The sequence below is a fragment of the Mesorhizobium sp. BR115XR7A genome, assembly GCF_020165315.1.
GTDB lineage: Bacteria > Pseudomonadota > Alphaproteobacteria > Rhizobiales > Rhizobiaceae > Mesorhizobium > Mesorhizobium australicum.
This window is the reverse complement of record NZ_JAIUHW010000001.1, coordinates 543,293-558,975: the sequence shown is the minus strand read 5'-3', so window position 1 is coordinate 558,975 and position 15,683 is coordinate 543,293. Positions and strand designations below refer to the sequence as shown.

Genomic DNA, 15,683 nt, shown 5'->3' with positions numbered 1-15,683 from the left:
TGACCAACAATTCACTTTGCTTGTCGCCAGCGCCTTGCCTATCGTCGCTGCATGAAACCGGAGCCATCGATGACATCAAGGACTGAATGGCTTCGGGCCACGCTGCTGGCGACGTCGCTGGCATTGTTCATGACCGCCCCCGTCCTGGCGGACGGCCCCGTATTGCCAAGCACAGTGCCGGCCGAGTTCAAGGTCACGGACTTCCTGCTCGACAACGGCATGGAAGTGGTCGTCATTCCCGATCACCGCGCGCCGATCGTCACCCACATGGTCTGGTACAAGATCGGCAGCGCCGACGAGCCGCCGGGCAAATCCGGCATCGCCCATTTCTTCGAGCATCTGATGTTCAAGGCCACGGCCCACCACGCGGCCGGCGAGTTCGACCGCGCCGTCTCCGACATTGGCGGCTCCAACAACGCCTTCACCTCCTACGACTACACCGCATTCCATGAGACGGTGGCACCGTCGGCGCTCGAGCTGATGATGAGCTTCGAAGCCGACCGCATGCGCAACCTCATCCTCACCGATGACGTCATCAAGACCGAGCGCGATGTCATCCTGGAGGAGCGCCGCTCGCGCATCGACAACAATCCGCAGGCCGTGCTCGACGAAGAGGTCGATGCCACGCTATGGCAGAACCAGCCCTATCGCATCCCAGTCATCGGCTGGATGCAGGAGATGGAGCAGCTGAACCGCACCGACGCGGTGGCGTTCTACAACAAATACTACCGGCCCAACAACGTCGTGCTGATCGTGACCGGCGATGTCGAACCGGACACGGTGAAGGCGCTGGCCGAGAAGACCTATGGCAAGGTGGCGCGCGGGCCGGACCTGCCGCCGCGCGTCCGCCCGGTCGAGCCGGAGCAGAACACCAGGCGCACGGTCACGCTTTCCGATGCTCGCGTCAGCGTGCCGAGTTTCTCGACGCAATGGGTGGTGCCATCCTACCATACCGCCAAGCCGGGCGAGGCCGAGGCGCTCGACCTGCTGGCCGAGATTCTCGGCGGCGGCAACCGCAGCCGGCTTTACCAGGCCCTTGTCGTCAAGCAGGGCATTGCTTCCGGCGCCGGTGCGTACTTCCAGGGCACCATGCTCGACGACACCAATTTCACTGTCTACGGCGCGCCGCGCGGTGACGCCAAGCTGGCCGACGTCGAAGCCGCGGTCGATGCGGAAGTGGCGCGCATCGCCAGCGACGGCGTCACCCCGGACGAGCTCGAAAAAGCCAAGGACCGCTATGTCAGGTCGATGATCTTTGCTCGCGACAAGCAGGATTCCATGGCCAACATCTATGGCTCGACGCTTGCCACCGGCGGCAACGTCCAGGATGTGCAGCAATGGCCGGACCGCATCCGCAAGGTCACCACCGACGAGGTCAAGGCCGTTGCCGCGCGCTATCTGGTATTGGCCCGCTCGACGACCGGCTATCTCTTGCCGCAGCAACAGGCGGGGAATTGATGATGACGAACCAGTTTAGCGGCGCGTTGACGTCTCCCCGCCAGGCTCCCCCTTCTCCCCTCGCGCGAGAAGGGAAGGCCCTCCACGCCCTCGCAACCTTCTTCCTCTCCGTCCTCTTCCTGGTTCTGCCGGCGCTTGCCGCCCGCGCCATGGAGATCCAGTCCGTTACCTCCTCGAAAGGCGTCACGGCTTGGCTGGTCGAGGACTATTCCGTGCCGGTGGTCGCCGTCCGCTTCGTCTTCGGCGGCGGCTCGACGCAGGATCCTGTGGGGAAGGAAGGTCTCGCCAACCTGATGACCGGCCTGTTCGACGAGGGTGCCGGCCCGCTCGACTCGGAAGCCTTCCAGATCAAGCTCGATGATGCCGGGGCCGAAATGAGCTTCGACGAGACCCGCGATGGCATCTACGGTTCCATGCGCATGCTGGCCGAACAGCGCGACGAAGCCTTCGACCTGTTGCGTCTGGCGGTCAATGAGCCGCGCTTCGACCAGGCGCCGATCGACCGCATCCGCGCGCAGGTCCTGTCCGGCATCATCGCCAACGAGAACGATCCCGACACGGTGGCGCAGAACCGGTGGGCGCGCGCCGTCTATGGCGACCACCCTTATTCGCGTTCCGACCAGGGCACCAGGCAGAGCATCGCCGCCGTCACGCAGGCCGATCTCGAGGCCCTGCACAAGGCGGTGTTCGCGCGCGGCGGCTTGCATGTCGCCGTGGTCGGGGCCATCGACCCCGAGACCCTGAAGAAGAAGCTCGACATGGTGTTCGGCGACTTGCCGCGGGACCAGGCGCTCGCTCCTGTAGCCGATATCGAGCCCAAGCTGGCCCAGCATATCGAGGTCAATTACGACCTGCCGCAGACATCGCTGCAGCTCGCCTGGCCGGGCGTGAAGCGCAAGGCGACGGATTTCTTCCCGGCGGTGCTGATGAATGAGATCCTCGGCGGTGGAACTTTCACCTCGCGCCTGTTCCAGGAGGTCCGCGAAAAGCGCGGGCTCGCCTACAGCGTCAATTCCTCTCTGGTAAACCAGGACCATGCCAATGCGCTGATCGTCACCACTGGGACGCGCTCCGATCGCGCGGCCGAGACGCTCGCTATCGTGCGCGACGTCGCCAAGCGCCTGGCCGAGGATGGCCCGACTGAGGCCGAACTGGCGGCGACCAAGAAATATCTGATCGGCGCCTATGCGATCAGCAATCTGGATTCGTCGAGTTCCATCGCCGCCACGCTTGTCGAGCTGCAGATTGACGATCTCGGCATCGACTACATGCAGCGCCGGGCCGGCTATATCAACGCGGTGACGATCGATCAGGTCAAGGCGGCGGCGAAGAAGCTGCTGACGACCGAGCCGACCATCATGGTGGTCGGGCCGCCGCTGGCGGGAGCCGGCAAGGGATGAGCCCCACTTTCGGCATAGCGTTCGGCGGTGGCGGCGCGCGCGGTCTGGCGCATATCCATGTCATCGAGGCGCTGGACGAGCTCGGCATCAAGCCGGTGGCGATAGCCGGCTCGTCGATCGGCGCCATCATGGGCGCCGGCATGGCCTCGGGCATGACCGGCAAGGATATCCACGACTATGCCCGCTCGATCCTCGGCCGCCGCGCCGAGGTGGCGAGCCGCATGTGGCGGGCGCGGCCGGGCACGATCGCGGAAGCCATGCAAAATGGCATCCGCGTCAGCCAGTTCAATGTCGAGCGCATCCTGAAGGCGTTTCTGCCCGAGGCTATTCCCGAATCCTTCGCCGGATTGAAAATCCCGCTGAAGGTGACAGCAACCGACTATTTCGGCCACAAGCTCGCCGTGTTCGACGATGGCGACCTGCATTCCGCCCTTGCTGCCTCTGCCGCCATTCCTGCCGTCTTCCGTCCGGTGACGCGCGACGGCAGGCTGCTGATCGACGGCGGCATCTACAACCCCGTGCCCTTCGACCTGATCGAGAAGGATGCCGATATCATCATCGGCGTCGACGTGGTTGGCGCGCCGGAAGAGGCCGACCGCAAGCAGCCGACCTCCGTCGACCTGATGTTCGGCGCCACGCAATTGATGATGCAGTCGATCATCGCCAACAAGCTGAAACAGTGCCAGCCCGACATACTGGTCCGCCCAGCGGTATCGAAATACCGCGTCCTCGATTTCCTGAAGATCGAGGCCCTGATGAGCGAGACGGTTGAAATCAAGGATCGGCTGAAGCGGGAGGTGGAGGTCGCAATTGAACGGCGTTCCGCCAAGGTCGAAGCAAAAAGGACAAGAACACCAGCCAGGTCGTGATCGCGGTCAGCGAGACTGCGAGGCTACTTTGTGCCGTGTCGGCGGGGCATCAATGCCGAGGCGGCAACAATGCCTCCGCTTCGCTCAGTCCTTCGCCCGCTCCACATAGGATCCGTCCGCCGTCATCACCACGACGCGGGTGCCGGGCGCGATGTGCGGCGGCACGGTGGTGCGCACACCGTTGGAAAGCACGGCCGGCTTGTAGGAAGACGATGCCGTCTGGCCCTTGGTCGTCGGCTCGGTCTCGACCACTTCGAAGGTGGCGCGCTGCGGCAGCACCAAGGCGATAGCGATGCCGTTGAACTGTGACACCTGCACCGGCATGCCTTCCTTCAGATAGGGCGCCGCGTCGCCGACCACGGCTTCCGACACCGCCACCTGGTCGTAGGTTTCCGGGTTCATGAAGTGATAGCCTTCGCCATCGGCGTAAAGGAAAGTGTGCTCGCGCTCCTCGACATAGGCGCGCTCCACCTGTTCGGTGGTGCGGTAGCGCTCCGACACCTTCACCCCGTCGCCGATGCGGCGCATATCGAGCTGCGTCACGGGCGTGCCCTTGCCTGGGTGGATGTTTTCGGCAAAGAGGATCACATAAAGCTTGCCGTCCTTGTCGACGACATTGCCTTTGCGGAGCGAACTGGCGATGACTTTCACCACGGTTTTAAATCCTACGAGAGTTGACTGGCGTTTGCCGGCTTGCGCGGCGCTGGATGGGGGCCTAGCGCATCTTGGCGCGAACCGCCAGCCCCCTCGGCGAACCGAAGCGCGCTGATGACCGCCGCGTCGCCCTGGTGGACGCCGCATGTCCATGCCGACCGCCGTCCGCGCCTGATGCTGCGCAACGGGATGACGGCTGCCTTGCGCGACTGGTTCGCCCGCAACGACTTCATCGAGGTGGAGACGGCGGCGCTGCAGGTCTCGCCCGGCAACGAGGCGCATCTGGCGGCCTTCGCCACCGAAGCGGTCGGGCCGGATGGCGCCCGCTCGCCGCTTTATCTCCACACCTCGCCGGAATTCGCCTGCAAGAAACTGCTTGCGGCGGGGGAGCAGCGCATTTTCAGCCTGGGGGCCGTCTACCGCAACCGCGAGCGCGGTCCCTTGCATCATCCCGAATTCACCATGCTCGAATGGTATCGGGTGGGCGAGACCTATGAAAGCCTGATGCGCGACTGCGCCGATCTGCTGGCGCTGGCCGCGACACGGGCAGGGGCCACGCACTTCTCTTTCAGGGGCCGCGACTGCGATCCGTTTTCCGAGCCGCAGCGACTGACCGTGGCGGACGCCTTCAGCCGCCACGCCGGGATCGATCTGCTGGCCACGGTCGCGCCCGACGGCGGCACGGACCGGGACGCGCTGCATGCCGCTCTGATCCAGGCCGGTCTGCGCACCGCGCCTGACGACAGCTGGGCCGATTTGTTCAGCCGCGTGATGGTGGAAAAGATCGAACCCAATCTCGGCCTCGGCCGCGCGACCATACTTTGCGAGTACCCGGTCGCCGAGGCGGCACTGGCGCGGCCGAGCCCGAGGGATTCGCGCGTTGCCGAACGCTTCGAGCTCTATTGCTGCGGCGTCGAGCTCGCCAACGGCTTTGGCGAACTGACCGACGCGGCCGAGCAACGCCGGCGCTTCGTCATCGAGATGGACGAGAAAGAGCGCGTTTATGGTGAGCGCTACCCGCTGGACGAGGACTTCCTCGCCGCGTTGGCCATCATGCCGCAGGCCAGCGGCATCGCGCTCGGCTTCGATCGGCTGGTGATGCTGGCGACCGGCGCGCAGAAGATCGAGGACGTGATCTGGACTCCGGTCGCGGCATCTTGAAGACGGGCTGCCGCCCCTTTGATCTCAATGCGCGAATACCTGCTCCAGCGAGCGAAAGCCCTTGAATTCCAAGGCATTGCCCGAGGGATCCCGGATAAACAATGTCGCTTGTTCGCCGGGCTCGCCCTTGAAGCGGACCATCGGCCGCTCCAGCCAGTCTATGTCGTCGCGCGCTTCCAGCCGCGTCGCCAGACGCTGCCAGTCGTCCATCAAGAGCACAGCGCCGAAATGCGGGATCGGCACCAAAATGCCGTCGACCTTGCCGTCGCTTGCAGCTCGCGCGGCCTGCGGCCGCAAATGCGCCGACATCTGGTGGCCGTAGAGGTCGAAATCGACCCAGGTCGCCGACGAGCGGCCGATCGCACAGCCCAGCACCTCGCCATAGAAAGTTCGGGTTTCATCGAGATCACGGACTGGAAAGGCAAGATGGAAAGGCGTCATGGCGAAGGCTCCAGTTAGGCAAAAACCGCGACGTCCGCTCTTTGCGGGCGCTTCGATCGCGATTTGGTCGCAACATCCTGATTGCCCTTCGGCCATTGCACAAGCGGCAGTGGAACAATAGATGGTGCGGCAGCACCTGCCTTCCGGACAGGCTGAAGAAAACAGGATCAAGTGCATGACCGACAAGCTCGACGCCGCGAAATTGACGGACCGTGTCGCGGCCCTGGTCGAGGCCGCCAAACGCGCTGGCGCCGATGCCGCGGACGCCGTCGCGGTGCGTGGCCGCTCGACCGGTGTTTCGGTGCGGCTTGGCAAGGTCGAAAACACAGAGGCGTCCGAGGGGGACGACGTTTCGCTGCGGGTGTTCGTCGGCCAGCGTGTGGCCAGTGTATCGGCCACCGCAGTGTCCGATCCGAAGGCCCTTGCCGAGCGCGCCGTCGCCATGGCCAAAGTGTCCCCCGAGGATCCCTACCAGGGTCTTGCCGACCCCGCGCTGCTCGCCAGACAGACGCGCGATCTGGACCTGTTCGATGCAACCGAAGTGTCGGCGGACCAGTTGAAGGAGGCGGCCCTTGCGGCCGAGGCGGCGGCTCTCGCCGTCAACGGCGTAACCAATTCGGCCGGCAGCAATGCCAGCGCCGGGCTGGGCGGGCTGGTTCTGGCCACCTCGCACGGTTTTCTCGGCCAGTATGTCGCCTCGCGCTTTTCGCGCTCGGCCAGCGTGATCGCCGGCGAGGGCACCGGCATGGAACGCGACTACGAATTCTCCTCGCGCCAGCATTTTGCCGATCTCGACGCGGCCGAGGATATCGGCCGCCGGGCCGGCGAACGGGCCGTGCGTCGCCTTGGCGCGCGCAAGGCGGCGACCGGATCGGTCGACGTGGTGTTCGACCCGCGCGTCGCGCGCGGCATTGCCGGCCATATCGCCGGGGCCATCAACGGCGCTTCCGTCGCGCGAAAAACCTCGTTCCTGCGCGACATGATGGGCAAGCAGGTGGCCGCGTCCGCCATCACCGTCACCGACGAGCCGCTGCGGCGCCGTGGCCAGGCCTCGCGCCCATTCGATGGCGAAGGCGTCGAGGGCGAGAAGCTCCTGATGATCGAAAAAGGCGTCCTCAATCACTGGTTCCTATCGACATCGGCGGCCCGGGAGCTCGGCCTCGTCACCAACGGGCGCGGCACGCGCGGCGGCTCCTCCGTCTCACCGTCTTCCACCAATCTTGCCATCGAGCCAGGCGAAAGGTCGCCGGAAGACCTGATCGGCTCGCTCAAGAGCGGCTTCTACGTCACCGAAGTGTTTGGCCAGGGCGTAGACATGCTCACCGGCGAATACAGCCGCGGCGCTTCGGGCTTCTGGATCGAAAATGGGGCGCTTGCCTATCCGGTCGCCGAAGTCACCATCGCCTCGAACCTGAAGACGATGTTCCTCAACATGATGCCCGCGAATGACCTTGATCGCAATTTCGGCACCGCCGCCCCGACGCTCCTGATCGAAGGCATGACCCTTGCCGGAGCATGAGCTGACCACCGCCGGTGCCGATCTGGACCTGCCGCTGCTGCGCGACGCCGCCCGCGAGGCGGGTCTCATCGCCATGCGCTACTTCGGCAATAATCCGCAGGTCTGGATGAAGGGCGGCACCTCGCCGGTCAGCGAAGCCGATCATGCCGCCGATGCGTATCTGCGCCAGACGTTGCTTGCGGCACGGCCGGATTATGGCTGGCTGTCGGAAGAGACGGCCGACGACCCGGCGCGGCTTTCGGCGCGCCGCACCTTCGTTGTCGACCCGATTGACGGTACGCGCGGCTTCCTTGAAGGCCAGCGCGCCTGGTGCGTCAGCGTCGCCGTCGTCGAGAATGGCCGCACGCTCGCCGGCGTGCTCGAATGCCCGGCGATGGACGAGACCTATTCCGCGCTGCCAGGCCAGGGCGCATTCCGCAACGGCAAGCGCATTGCGGTGCGCAAGCCAGGCGACAAGCCCGAGATTTCCGGCCTGAAGCAGTTGATCGACCTGATGCCGGCCGGCTGGCAGGAGCGGCTGCAACGGGCGCCCTACAGCCCTTCGCTTGCCTACCGCCTGGCGATGATCGCCAGTGGCACGCTCGACGGCACCTTCGTCAAGCCGAACGCGCATGACTGGGACATCGCCGCCGCCGACCTCATCCTGCGCGAGGCAGGTGGCCAGCTGCTCGACCCGCATGGCCACGCGCCGTCCTATGCCGGCGAGGTGACCCGCCACGGTGCGCTCGCGGCCGGCAGCGGCGAACTGCTGGCCGTGCTGGTCGACGTCATAGCCAGGCTGGATGGCTGAAAGCGTTTTCGAAGGTTCCAAAGTCGGCGGCTTTGGTCTAGACCTGTCACAAACTCACGATATGTGAAGGACCGACATGGCCGCGGAAGACGGAAAGAAACAGCTTTTGCATCTGGTGTTCGGCGGCGAACTGAAGAAGCTTGGCGGCACCGAGTTCCGCGATCTCGATGCGCTCGACATCGTCGGCGTCTATCCGGATTATCAATCCGCGCACACGGCGTGGAAAGCCAAGGCGCAGGCCAGCGTGGACAATGCCCATATGCGTTATTTCGTCGTTCATCTGCACCGTCTGCTGGATCCCGATAGCAAGGCCACCGGTTGACTTCGATGGAGCATGATCTGGCGAAAGAGCCAGCCGGCGAGGCCGCGCCCACGGGCAGGGGCCGCAGCCGCACGACCAAGGCCTTCTGGCGCAGGATTCGCGAACCGCTCGCGCAGTCGCGATTCGTCAAGAACGCCGTTGCCAGTCTGCTCGCGCAGTTCGTCCGGCTGGTTCGCGCGACCAGCCCCCTGGTCGCCGGATCAGCGCGCTTTTCGGGCGGCGCCTATGCCGAGTTCGAGCCGGGGATCATTGCTCTGTGGCATGGCCAGCATCTTTTGACGCCGGCCTATTACCCCAAGCGCAAGCCGCTGGTTGCCATGGTGTCGCGTAGCGCCGATGCCGAGCTCAACGCCCTGATGCTGGAGAAATTCGGCATCGAGGCGGTGCGCGGTTCGGGTGGGCGCGACAATGCCAGGCATCTCGACAAGGGCGGGGCTAAGGCGCTCATCGCCCTCAAAAAGTCGCTCACATCAGGCAAGAACGTCGCCATGATCGCAGACATTCCCCACGGTACCCCGCGCGATGCAGGGCTCGGTATCGTTCTCCTGGCTCGCCTCTCCGGCCGGCCGCTGCTGCCCGTCGCCATCGCCACCAGCCGCCGCAAGGTGCTGGAAAAGAGCTGGGACAAGACCACCATCAACCTGCCCTTCGGCCGCTCCGCCGTGACCATCGGCACGCCGATCTTCGTGGCGGCGGATGCCGATGACGCCGAAATGGAACGCAAGCGCCAGGAAATCACCACCGCCCTCAATGCCGCGACCGCCGAGGCCTACCGCCTCGTGGATGGCCCGCGGTGAGCGGCCGCTGGGCCCGCACCATGTTGTCGGCATACCGTTTTGCCGGCGCGGCCGCCTATCCGTTGGTCGGGCCTTATGTCGCCTGGCGCACCTCGCGCGGCAAGGAAGACCGCAATCGCCGCCGCGAGCGCTACGGCGTCGCCGGCCGGCCGCGCCCCGAGGGCCCGGTGATCTGGATCCATGCCGCGAGCGTCGGCGAGACCTTGGCCGTCGTGCCGCTTGTCGAAAGCATCCTCGACTATGGCGTCAACATCGTGCTGACGACCGGTACGGTCACCTCGGCCCAGGTCGTCGACGAGCGGCTCGGCGACCGCATCATTCACCAATATGTGCCACTCGATCTGAAGCCGGCGGTCAGCCGCTTCCTCGATCACTGGAAACCCGATCTGGCGATCATCGCCGAATCCGAGATATGGCCGATGACCATCCTCGAACTTGGTGCCCGCCACGTGCCGCAGGTGCTGGTCAATGGCCGGCTCTCCGATCGCTCCTTCATGTCTTGGAAGAAGCGGGCCAACATCGCCGAGGCCCTGTTCGAGAATCTGGCCCATGTCGTTGCCCAGTCCGACGTCGACGGCGAGCGTTTTCGGGCGCTCGGCGCCCGGCCGGTCACGGTGTCGGGCAATCTCAAGGTCGACACCAACCCGCCGCCGGTCGACTTGCGAGCGCTTGGCACATTGCAGCGGCAGATCGGCGATCGGCCGACCTGGGCGGCGATCTCGACCCATGATGGCGAGGAAGTGGTCGCCGCGGAAGTTCACGCGACGCTGCACAGGCGTCACCGGGGCCTTTTGACGATCGTCGTTCCGCGCCATCCCGATCGGGCCGAAGCCCTTGCCGCGCAGATTTCCGGCATGGGCCTTAAAGTCGCGCGGCGCAGCAAGGGCGACCGTATCGGGGCCGATACCGATATCTTGCTTGGCGATACGATCGGCGAAATGGGCTTGTATCTCCGGTTGACCGAAATCGCTTTCGTCGGCCGCTCGCTGACCTCCGAAGGCGGCCAGAATCCGCTTGAGCCGGCCATGCTCGACACTGCCGTTCTCGCCGGGCGCAACGTGCAGAATTTTCGCGAGGCCTACCAGCGCCTGCTCGACAGCGGCGGCGCCAAGCTGGTGCGCGACCGCGACATGCTGGCCGGCGCCGTCAATTTCCTCCTGACCAACGAAGTGGCGCGCCACGAGATGATGGCTGCGGGGATCGCGACTGTCGAAGAGATGCGCGGCGCACTGGCACGCACGCTCAAATCGCTCGAACCCTATATCCAGCCGCTGGTGGTCAAGGCGCGCCTGAAGGGCGCCAACGGGCGCTAGAATGGCCTCCGAAGCACCGCCATTCTGGTGGGAAGAGCCGGACTGGAAGGTCCTGGCGCTGTCGCCGCTGTCTGCTGTCTACGCGCTGGTTGCCGGTCGCGGCATGCGGCGGGCCCGGCGCGAGAAGATCCAGGCGCCGGTTCTGTGTATCGGCAATTTCACCGTCGGCGGCACCGGCAAGACGCCGGTGGCGATCGCGCTCGCCCAACAGGCCAAGCGCATGCATCTGAAGCCCGGGTTCCTGTCGCGCGGCCACGGCGGTTCCTTCGCCGAGCCGCATGTCGTCGATGTCAGCCATGACAGCGCCAGGCATGTCGGCGACGAACCGCTGCTGCTGGCCGAACATGCCCCGGTGGCGGTGACGCCGAACCGTGCCGCTGGCGCCCGGCTGCTGCTGGAAAAACACGGTTGCGATTTCCTGATTATGGACGACGGCTTCCAGAGCGCGCGCATCCACATCGATTATGCGCTGGTCGTGGTCGATGCCCGCTACGGGATCGGCAATGGCCGCGTCATCCCGGGCGGTCCACTCAGGGCCAAGATCGTCGACCAGCTGGTTTTCACCAGCGGGCTGCTGAAGATGGGCGAGGGCACGGCCGCCGACGCCGTGGTCCGCCGAGCCGCGCGTGCCGGCCGGCCGATCTTCGAGGCCCACACGGAGCCGAGCAGCACGGCCGGGCTTGCCGGAAAGCGGTTCCTGGCCTTTGCCGGCATCGGTCATCCCGAAAAGTTCTTCGACACGGTGCGTGACGCCGGCGGCGAAGTGGTCCTGTCCAGGCCCTTTCCGGACCATCACTTCTACGCCGAGGACGAGCTTGCCGAACTGGCCGCGACGGCACGCGCCGAAGGCCTTGGGCTGATCACCACCGCCAAGGACGCCGCCCGGCTCCGTCACGGCGCCCCGCAGGACTTTCTCGACCGTCTCGACGTGCTGGAAATCGACACGGTGTTCGAGCTTGATCACGTGCCCGAACGCATTATCGAGGAAACGCTCGATGCCTGGCGGCAGCGCAAGCTGAGAAACTAACGCTATTCCAGGAAAAGTGCGTAGCGGTCTTCAGTAAGGAATTGCGTAAAACAAAGAAGGAGAGCGGGTCAGATTCTATCATAGACTGAGCCGCTTTTAACTCCGTTTGCGCAACTCCGGGTGCACCTCGATTTCGCGGCGCAGCGATGCGGTGGCGTTCACGTAGGGTTCCTGCCTGGCGACGCTCCAGTATTTCAGCTCGTCCAACGGGATGTTTTCGCCCGTCACCGCGCAGCGCACGAACGAGCCCGGGCTGGTGACCTGGAAATCGCCATCGAGATAGCGGATGCGGGCTTCCTTGCCGCCCGGGCCTTCGAAACGGTTCATCATGCAACGGCACTTGAGTTCATCGGGATTCAATCGCCATAAATCGTGGGCAAGGTCAAGCTTGGCGCAATGCTCATATAATATTGCGGTATGGCACAATGGTTGTCAGGAAGCGCCATGGACATCGCCAATGCCAGTATGACGTCTTTGCTGAAAGAAGCGCTCATTCCCGGGCCGGTGCCTTCGCCCATGGCCGATCCCGCGACCGCGGCTCTGGTCAAAGCGCTCGTCCAGCCGGCGGCGCCCGCGATGGTGCAATCGGCGCAGTTCGCCGCCCAGGCGCTGCAAGGCTCGCTACCGCGGCCGGCCGGTCAAACCTCGCAACGCCTGTCCTCCCCCGAGATCGAGGATGCCTACCGGGCCGTCATGGAACCTGACGCCGCCACCCACCATGCATTGGCACGAGCCTCGACGGGTGGGGCAGGGACGGACACCGATCAGGCTTCGCGCGGCTTAGCCCCGCCGCGGATAACGGCCAACGACAGCACCCCCAAACTCGCGGCGCCGCCGGCCCTATCCACATTCTCGCCGGCCGTCGCTTCGGCCGCGGTGCTGGTCGCGGCCAATGTCAACGCGCCGCAACCGCGCGGCGCCTCCATCCGTCCAGCGGGCCATGCTCCCCGATCCGAGCCAGTTCCGTCGTCGCTGTGGACGATATCGATCGTGACGGCCATCGTCTCGGCCGCAACCACCACGATCGTGCTTTTGCTGTTCCGTTAAGCGAGTATCACGCGATTTCCAGCAGCGGCCGTCACGTATTCTCCGAGATGCGTCAGAGCCTAATCGTCATCCTGCAGGAAAGCTTCCAGCCTTGCCGAAGCAAGCCCGGCCTGTTCGGCAATGCGCCTGGCGAGATCCGCGGCGGCCGCGCGCGGCCGGCCCACCGGACGATCCAGCCAGTAGGAAACGGGATTGAGCACGGTGCGATCGTCAACGGCGACGAGGCGGCCGGACTGTATCTGGTGCTCGGTGAGCGGCGGCCGCGCCAGCGCGATGCCGAGGCCATGAGCCGCTGCATCGAGCACCAGATTGTAATCCTCGAAACGACGGTCTTGCGGGCGCGGCCGGTAGTCCATGTCCTGCGCGGCCAACCAGGCGCGCCAGCCCGAAGCGTCGGAATCGTTGATCAGCGGGAATTTGAGCAGCCGGGCTGGATCGCCGCTGCCGATCTCCCGTGCGAGGCCCGGCGAGGCGATCGGGAAGAGATATTCTTCGAACAGTTGCACCGAGACACGGCCCGGGATGCGGCCGCGACCGCAGCGCACCGACAGATCGATGCCTTCGTCGGCGAGATCGGCCTGGCGGTTGTCGACATCGAGCACGATGCGCAGGCGGGTGGGATCGTTCTCCAGCGCCGCCATGCGCGGCATCAGCCACAGGCCGCTCACCGAAGGAATGGAGGCCAGGCGCACCACCGCGGTGCCGCGCGGCTCCACCCACCGGTCGGAATTGACCGAGATCAGCGCGAAGGCTTCGGTGGTCCTGAGATGCAGTCGATTGCCTTCGTTGGTCAGCGTCACGCCGCGCGCGCCGCGCTCGAAAACCTTCAGGCCAAGCCAGTCCTCGAGTTTGGCGACCTGCCGGCTGACCGCGCCATGTGTGAGGTTGAGTTTTTCGGCGGCGGCCGAGAAGCTCCCCGTGCGCGCCGCCGCGTCGAAAGCGCGCAACGTCTCCAAGGGCAGCATACTGTTCGAGCTGTGATCCATGCTCACAGGTGACCCTTGATTTGGTCGTTTGTCAATTGACCTGGAAAGGCGTTTCCTGCTCCCGAGACCTGAAGAATCCGAGGTACTGGGATGAGCATGACGACAGGCACGTTGAATTCGACACAGCGGATGGACACCACGGCCGCCATTGCCGTGGCGCTGACGGTGATCGGCTGGGCCTCCGCCTTCCCGGCGATCCGGGCCGGGCTCGCCGCCTTTCAGCCGCTGGAGCTTGGCGCCCTGCGCTTTGCCATCGCCGCCGTGCCGGCGGCGATCTTCCTTGCCGTCAAGCGTCCGGCTCTGCCCAGGATTGGCGATCTCTGGCGCTTCGCCTTTGGCGGCGCCATTTTCGTCGCGCTCTACACGGCGATGCTCAATTTTGGCGAACTGACGGTCTCGGCCGGAGCGGCGGGCTTCATCATCAATGTCAGTCCCATCTTTACCGCCATCATGGCAATGGCGCTGCTCGGCGAGCGCTTCTCCGGCCTGGCCTGGATCGGCACGGTCATCTCCTTCGCCGGCATCGGCATCATCGCCGTCGCCGACGGGCATGGCCTTCATTTCAATGCCGGCGCGCTGCTGGTACTTGGCTCGGCCCTCTGCTCGGCCGTCAACACCATCGTCCAGAAGCCGCTGTTTGCCCGTCATCATCCGCTAACGATCGCGGCGTCCAACATGGTGCTCGGCGCGCTCTGCCTGGCGCCCTTCCTGCCCACCGCTCTGCAGCAGGCCGCTGTCGCCAACACTGCCGGCGTCGGCGCCGTCATCTATCTCGGCATCGTGCCGAGCCTGGTTGCCTATGCGGCGTGGGCAACCGCGCTGTCGCGCCTGCCGGCGGCGCGTGCCTCGAACTTCCTCTATCTGGTCTCGCCGATGTCGGCCCTGATCGGCTTCTTCTGGCTGGGCGAGGTGCCGACGCTGCTCGGCATCCTCGGCGGCGCGCTGGCGCTCGGCGGTGTCATCGTGGTGAATTTGAAACGCTAATTCAAAAGCTTGCGATCTTTCCCTGACTCGTGTCGGGAACCACCGATTTCATCGCCAGTTGACGGCTGCCGCAAGGCAAGGCAACTGTCACTCGGTCTTGGCGGATGGTCGTCGCGGGCGCTGCGAGGTCGGGATGGGAAGACGTTTTATCTCAACGGTCGTTTGCTTGTTGCTGCTTAACGCGAAAGCCGTCGCGGGTTGGTACCACGTGGAAAACTACGAGGGTTTCCTCGGGCCGTCTCCCATCCATTTCTCCATACAGACATATGATAGCTTAGGCAGCGCGCCAAAGGTCGATGGAAGCTACTTCTACGACGCGAAGCAGAGCCCGATTGCGCTGTATGGCACGGTCACCGGCACCAAGTTCGTGCTTTGCGAGATTTCAGACGACAAGGAATTCTATCGGATAATTGTGCAGGGGCCGAGACCCGCTGTGGATACCACAAGCTGCCCATTCTCCCTCGACCTCAATGGAAACGCTGTGACCGGAAGCTGGAGCAAGGGCACGGATAGATATCCCGTCACCCTCAAGAAAATAGCGAGCCTGGATGACACCGGCGAGGCGAAGATCGACGGCACCGTCGAGATTTCCTTCTGGGCGCAGACAGCCACCGACAGGTTTTCGGGAATTTACACGAATACCAGCGCCGGCCTCTGCATGGAAAAAATGCGTGTCATCAAAAAGAGCAGCCGCAAGGTTGTCCAGGAAATTACCTTCGCCGATGATGACGTGTGCAGTGCCGGCATGCTGATGACGACCATCTATATGAACGTCGAGAAATGGGTGGAGCGAGGCAAGGACGTCATTTCCGTGAATTTTCGAGGCGGTGGCGCCGGAACCGCGGTCGATTACGTCTTCAATTCACGGACAAGGAAATATCAGCGGAGGAAATGAGGGCTGGCCGCGCAGCCGGT

Annotated in this window: 17 protein-coding genes; 13 read left to right on the top strand and 4 right to left on the bottom strand. The window is 64.6% G+C overall.

Annotated elements, in window-relative coordinates; translation table 11 throughout:
- Nucleotides 1-69 precede the first annotated feature (69 nt).
- The 3 genes from LB557_RS02985 to LB557_RS02975 are packed head-to-tail and all read left to right on the top strand — an operon-like array spanning nt 70 to nt 3,727.
- Nucleotides 70-1,458, top strand: coding sequence for a M16 family metallopeptidase (locus LB557_RS02985; RefSeq protein ID WP_015318356.1), 1,389 nt, complete (start codon nt 70-72; stop codon nt 1,456-1,458).
- Nucleotides 1,459-1,460: 2 nt separating this feature from the next.
- Nucleotides 1,461-2,858, top strand: coding sequence for a M16 family metallopeptidase (locus LB557_RS02980; protein ID WP_181166518.1), 1,398 nt, complete (start codon nt 1,461-1,463; stop codon nt 2,856-2,858).
- Entirely contained in the window at nt 2,855-3,727 is an 873-nt protein-coding gene (locus LB557_RS02975; RefSeq protein WP_140617132.1) for a patatin-like phospholipase family protein, read from the top strand. The genes LB557_RS02980 and LB557_RS02975 overlap by 4 nt, the downstream gene beginning before the upstream one ends.
- A gap of 84 nt (nt 3,728-3,811) precedes the next feature.
- On the opposite strand, the gene efp is transcribed toward LB557_RS02975, so the two are convergent.
- Nucleotides 3,812-4,381, bottom strand: a complete 570-nt coding sequence (gene efp, locus LB557_RS02970) for an elongation factor P (RefSeq protein WP_015318353.1) — start codon at nt 4,379-4,381, stop codon at nt 3,812-3,814.
- Nucleotides 4,382-4,495: 114 nt separating this feature from the next.
- Here efp and epmA point away from each other — a divergent pair, with 114 nt between their 5' ends.
- Nucleotides 4,496-5,542, top strand: a complete 1,047-nt coding sequence (gene epmA, locus LB557_RS02965; RefSeq protein ID WP_224641488.1) for an EF-P lysine aminoacylase EpmA — start codon at nt 4,496-4,498, stop codon at nt 5,540-5,542.
- A 24-nt stretch (nt 5,543-5,566) separates the two neighbouring features.
- On the opposite strand, the gene LB557_RS02960 is transcribed toward epmA, so the two are convergent.
- A complete protein-coding gene (locus LB557_RS02960; RefSeq protein ID WP_015318351.1) occupies nt 5,567-5,983 on the bottom strand; it encodes a VOC family protein in 417 nt (138 codons plus the stop codon).
- A gap of 175 nt (nt 5,984-6,158) precedes the next feature.
- Between LB557_RS02960 and LB557_RS02955 the strand changes: the two genes are divergently transcribed.
- The 6 genes from LB557_RS02955 to lpxK all read left to right on the top strand — a co-directional run bounded on the left by LB557_RS02955 (nt 6,159) and on the right by lpxK (nt 11,751).
- Nucleotides 6,159-7,502 carry a TldD/PmbA family protein gene (locus LB557_RS02955; protein WP_140661884.1) on the top strand — a complete coding sequence of 448 codons (1,344 nt, stop codon included), beginning with the start codon at nt 6,159-6,161 and terminating at the stop codon, nt 7,500-7,502.
- The gene (locus LB557_RS02950; protein ID WP_224641490.1) at nt 7,489-8,292 is read left to right on the top strand and encodes a 3'(2'),5'-bisphosphate nucleotidase CysQ; all 804 of its coding nucleotides are present in this window, start codon (nt 7,489-7,491) and stop codon (nt 8,290-8,292) included. Before LB557_RS02955 ends, LB557_RS02950 begins: the two co-directional genes overlap by 14 nt.
- Before the next feature lie 76 nt (nt 8,293-8,368).
- Nucleotides 8,369-8,614 (top strand): DUF4170 domain-containing protein, encoded by a 246-nt coding sequence (locus tag LB557_RS02945; RefSeq protein ID WP_140661886.1) that lies wholly within the window; start codon nt 8,369-8,371, stop codon nt 8,612-8,614.
- 5 nt (nt 8,615-8,619) lie between these two features.
- Nucleotides 8,620-9,411 (top strand): lysophospholipid acyltransferase family protein, encoded by a 792-nt coding sequence (locus LB557_RS02940; RefSeq protein ID WP_224641492.1) that lies wholly within the window; start codon nt 8,620-8,622, stop codon nt 9,409-9,411.
- On the top strand, nt 9,408-10,724 hold the full coding sequence (gene waaA / locus LB557_RS02935) for a lipid IV(A) 3-deoxy-D-manno-octulosonic acid transferase (protein WP_224641494.1): 1,317 nt from the start codon (nt 9,408-9,410) through the stop codon (nt 10,722-10,724). The genes LB557_RS02940 and waaA overlap by 4 nt, the downstream gene beginning before the upstream one ends.
- A gap of 1 nt (nt 10,725) precedes the next feature.
- Nucleotides 10,726-11,751, top strand: a complete 1,026-nt coding sequence (lpxK, locus tag LB557_RS02930; protein WP_224583121.1) for a tetraacyldisaccharide 4'-kinase — start codon at nt 10,726-10,728, stop codon at nt 11,749-11,751.
- A 96-nt stretch (nt 11,752-11,847) separates the two neighbouring features.
- On the opposite strand, the gene LB557_RS02925 is transcribed toward lpxK, so the two are convergent.
- Nucleotides 11,848-12,081, bottom strand: coding sequence for a DUF2093 domain-containing protein (locus LB557_RS02925; protein ID WP_010915490.1), 234 nt, complete (start codon nt 12,079-12,081; stop codon nt 11,848-11,850).
- A gap of 114 nt (nt 12,082-12,195) precedes the next feature.
- Here LB557_RS02925 and LB557_RS02920 point away from each other — a divergent pair, with 114 nt between their 5' ends.
- Entirely contained in the window at nt 12,196-12,798 is a 603-nt protein-coding gene (locus LB557_RS02920; RefSeq protein WP_224641497.1) for a hypothetical protein, read from the top strand.
- A 59-nt stretch (nt 12,799-12,857) separates the two neighbouring features.
- On the opposite strand, the gene LB557_RS02915 is transcribed toward LB557_RS02920, so the two are convergent.
- Nucleotides 12,858-13,784 carry a LysR substrate-binding domain-containing protein gene (locus LB557_RS02915; RefSeq protein WP_140717657.1) on the bottom strand — a complete coding sequence of 309 codons (927 nt, stop codon included), beginning with the start codon at nt 13,782-13,784 and terminating at the stop codon, nt 12,858-12,860.
- 90 nt (nt 13,785-13,874) lie between these two features.
- Between LB557_RS02915 and LB557_RS02910 the strand changes: the two genes are divergently transcribed.
- Nucleotides 13,875-14,768, top strand: coding sequence for a DMT family transporter (locus LB557_RS02910; RefSeq protein WP_140661889.1), 894 nt, complete (start codon nt 13,875-13,877; stop codon nt 14,766-14,768).
- 133 nt (nt 14,769-14,901) lie between these two features.
- On the top strand, nt 14,902-15,663 hold the full coding sequence (locus LB557_RS02905; RefSeq protein ID WP_015318341.1) for a hypothetical protein: 762 nt from the start codon (nt 14,902-14,904) through the stop codon (nt 15,661-15,663).
- The last annotated feature ends 20 nt before the right edge of the window (nt 15,664-15,683 follow it).

What these genes read in the sequence shown, in the direction of transcription:
- LB557_RS02955 (WP_140661884.1), top strand. Translation starts at nt 6,159, where the DNA reads ATGACCGACAAGCTCGACGCCGCGAAATTGACGGACCGTGTCGCGGCC.
- lpxK (WP_224583121.1), top strand. Translation starts at nt 10,726, where the DNA reads ATGGCCTCCGAAGCACCGCCATTCTGGTGGGAAGAGCCGGACTGGAAG.
- LB557_RS02975 (WP_140617132.1), top strand. Translation starts at nt 2,855, where the DNA reads ATGAGCCCCACTTTCGGCATAGCGTTCGGCGGTGGCGGCGCGCGCGGT.
- LB557_RS02960 (WP_015318351.1), bottom strand. Translation starts at nt 5,983, where the DNA reads ATGACGCCTTTCCATCTTGCCTTTCCAGTCCGTGATCTCGATGAAACC.
- LB557_RS02945 (WP_140661886.1), top strand. Translation starts at nt 8,369, where the DNA reads ATGGCCGCGGAAGACGGAAAGAAACAGCTTTTGCATCTGGTGTTCGGC.
- LB557_RS02920 (WP_224641497.1), top strand. Translation starts at nt 12,196, where the DNA reads ATGGACATCGCCAATGCCAGTATGACGTCTTTGCTGAAAGAAGCGCTC.
- LB557_RS02905 (WP_015318341.1), top strand. Translation starts at nt 14,902, where the DNA reads ATGGGAAGACGTTTTATCTCAACGGTCGTTTGCTTGTTGCTGCTTAAC.
- LB557_RS02985 (WP_015318356.1), top strand. Translation starts at nt 70, where the DNA reads ATGACATCAAGGACTGAATGGCTTCGGGCCACGCTGCTGGCGACGTCG.
- LB557_RS02980 (WP_181166518.1), top strand. Translation starts at nt 1,461, where the DNA reads ATGACGAACCAGTTTAGCGGCGCGTTGACGTCTCCCCGCCAGGCTCCC.
- LB557_RS02925 (WP_010915490.1), bottom strand. Translation starts at nt 12,081, where the DNA reads ATGATGAACCGTTTCGAAGGCCCGGGCGGCAAGGAAGCCCGCATCCGC.
- epmA (WP_224641488.1), top strand. Translation starts at nt 4,496, where the DNA reads ATGACCGCCGCGTCGCCCTGGTGGACGCCGCATGTCCATGCCGACCGC.
- LB557_RS02910 (WP_140661889.1), top strand. Translation starts at nt 13,875, where the DNA reads ATGAGCATGACGACAGGCACGTTGAATTCGACACAGCGGATGGACACC.
- LB557_RS02915 (WP_140717657.1), bottom strand. Translation starts at nt 13,784, where the DNA reads ATGGATCACAGCTCGAACAGTATGCTGCCCTTGGAGACGTTGCGCGCT.
- LB557_RS02940 (WP_224641492.1), top strand. Translation starts at nt 8,620, where the DNA reads ATGGAGCATGATCTGGCGAAAGAGCCAGCCGGCGAGGCCGCGCCCACG.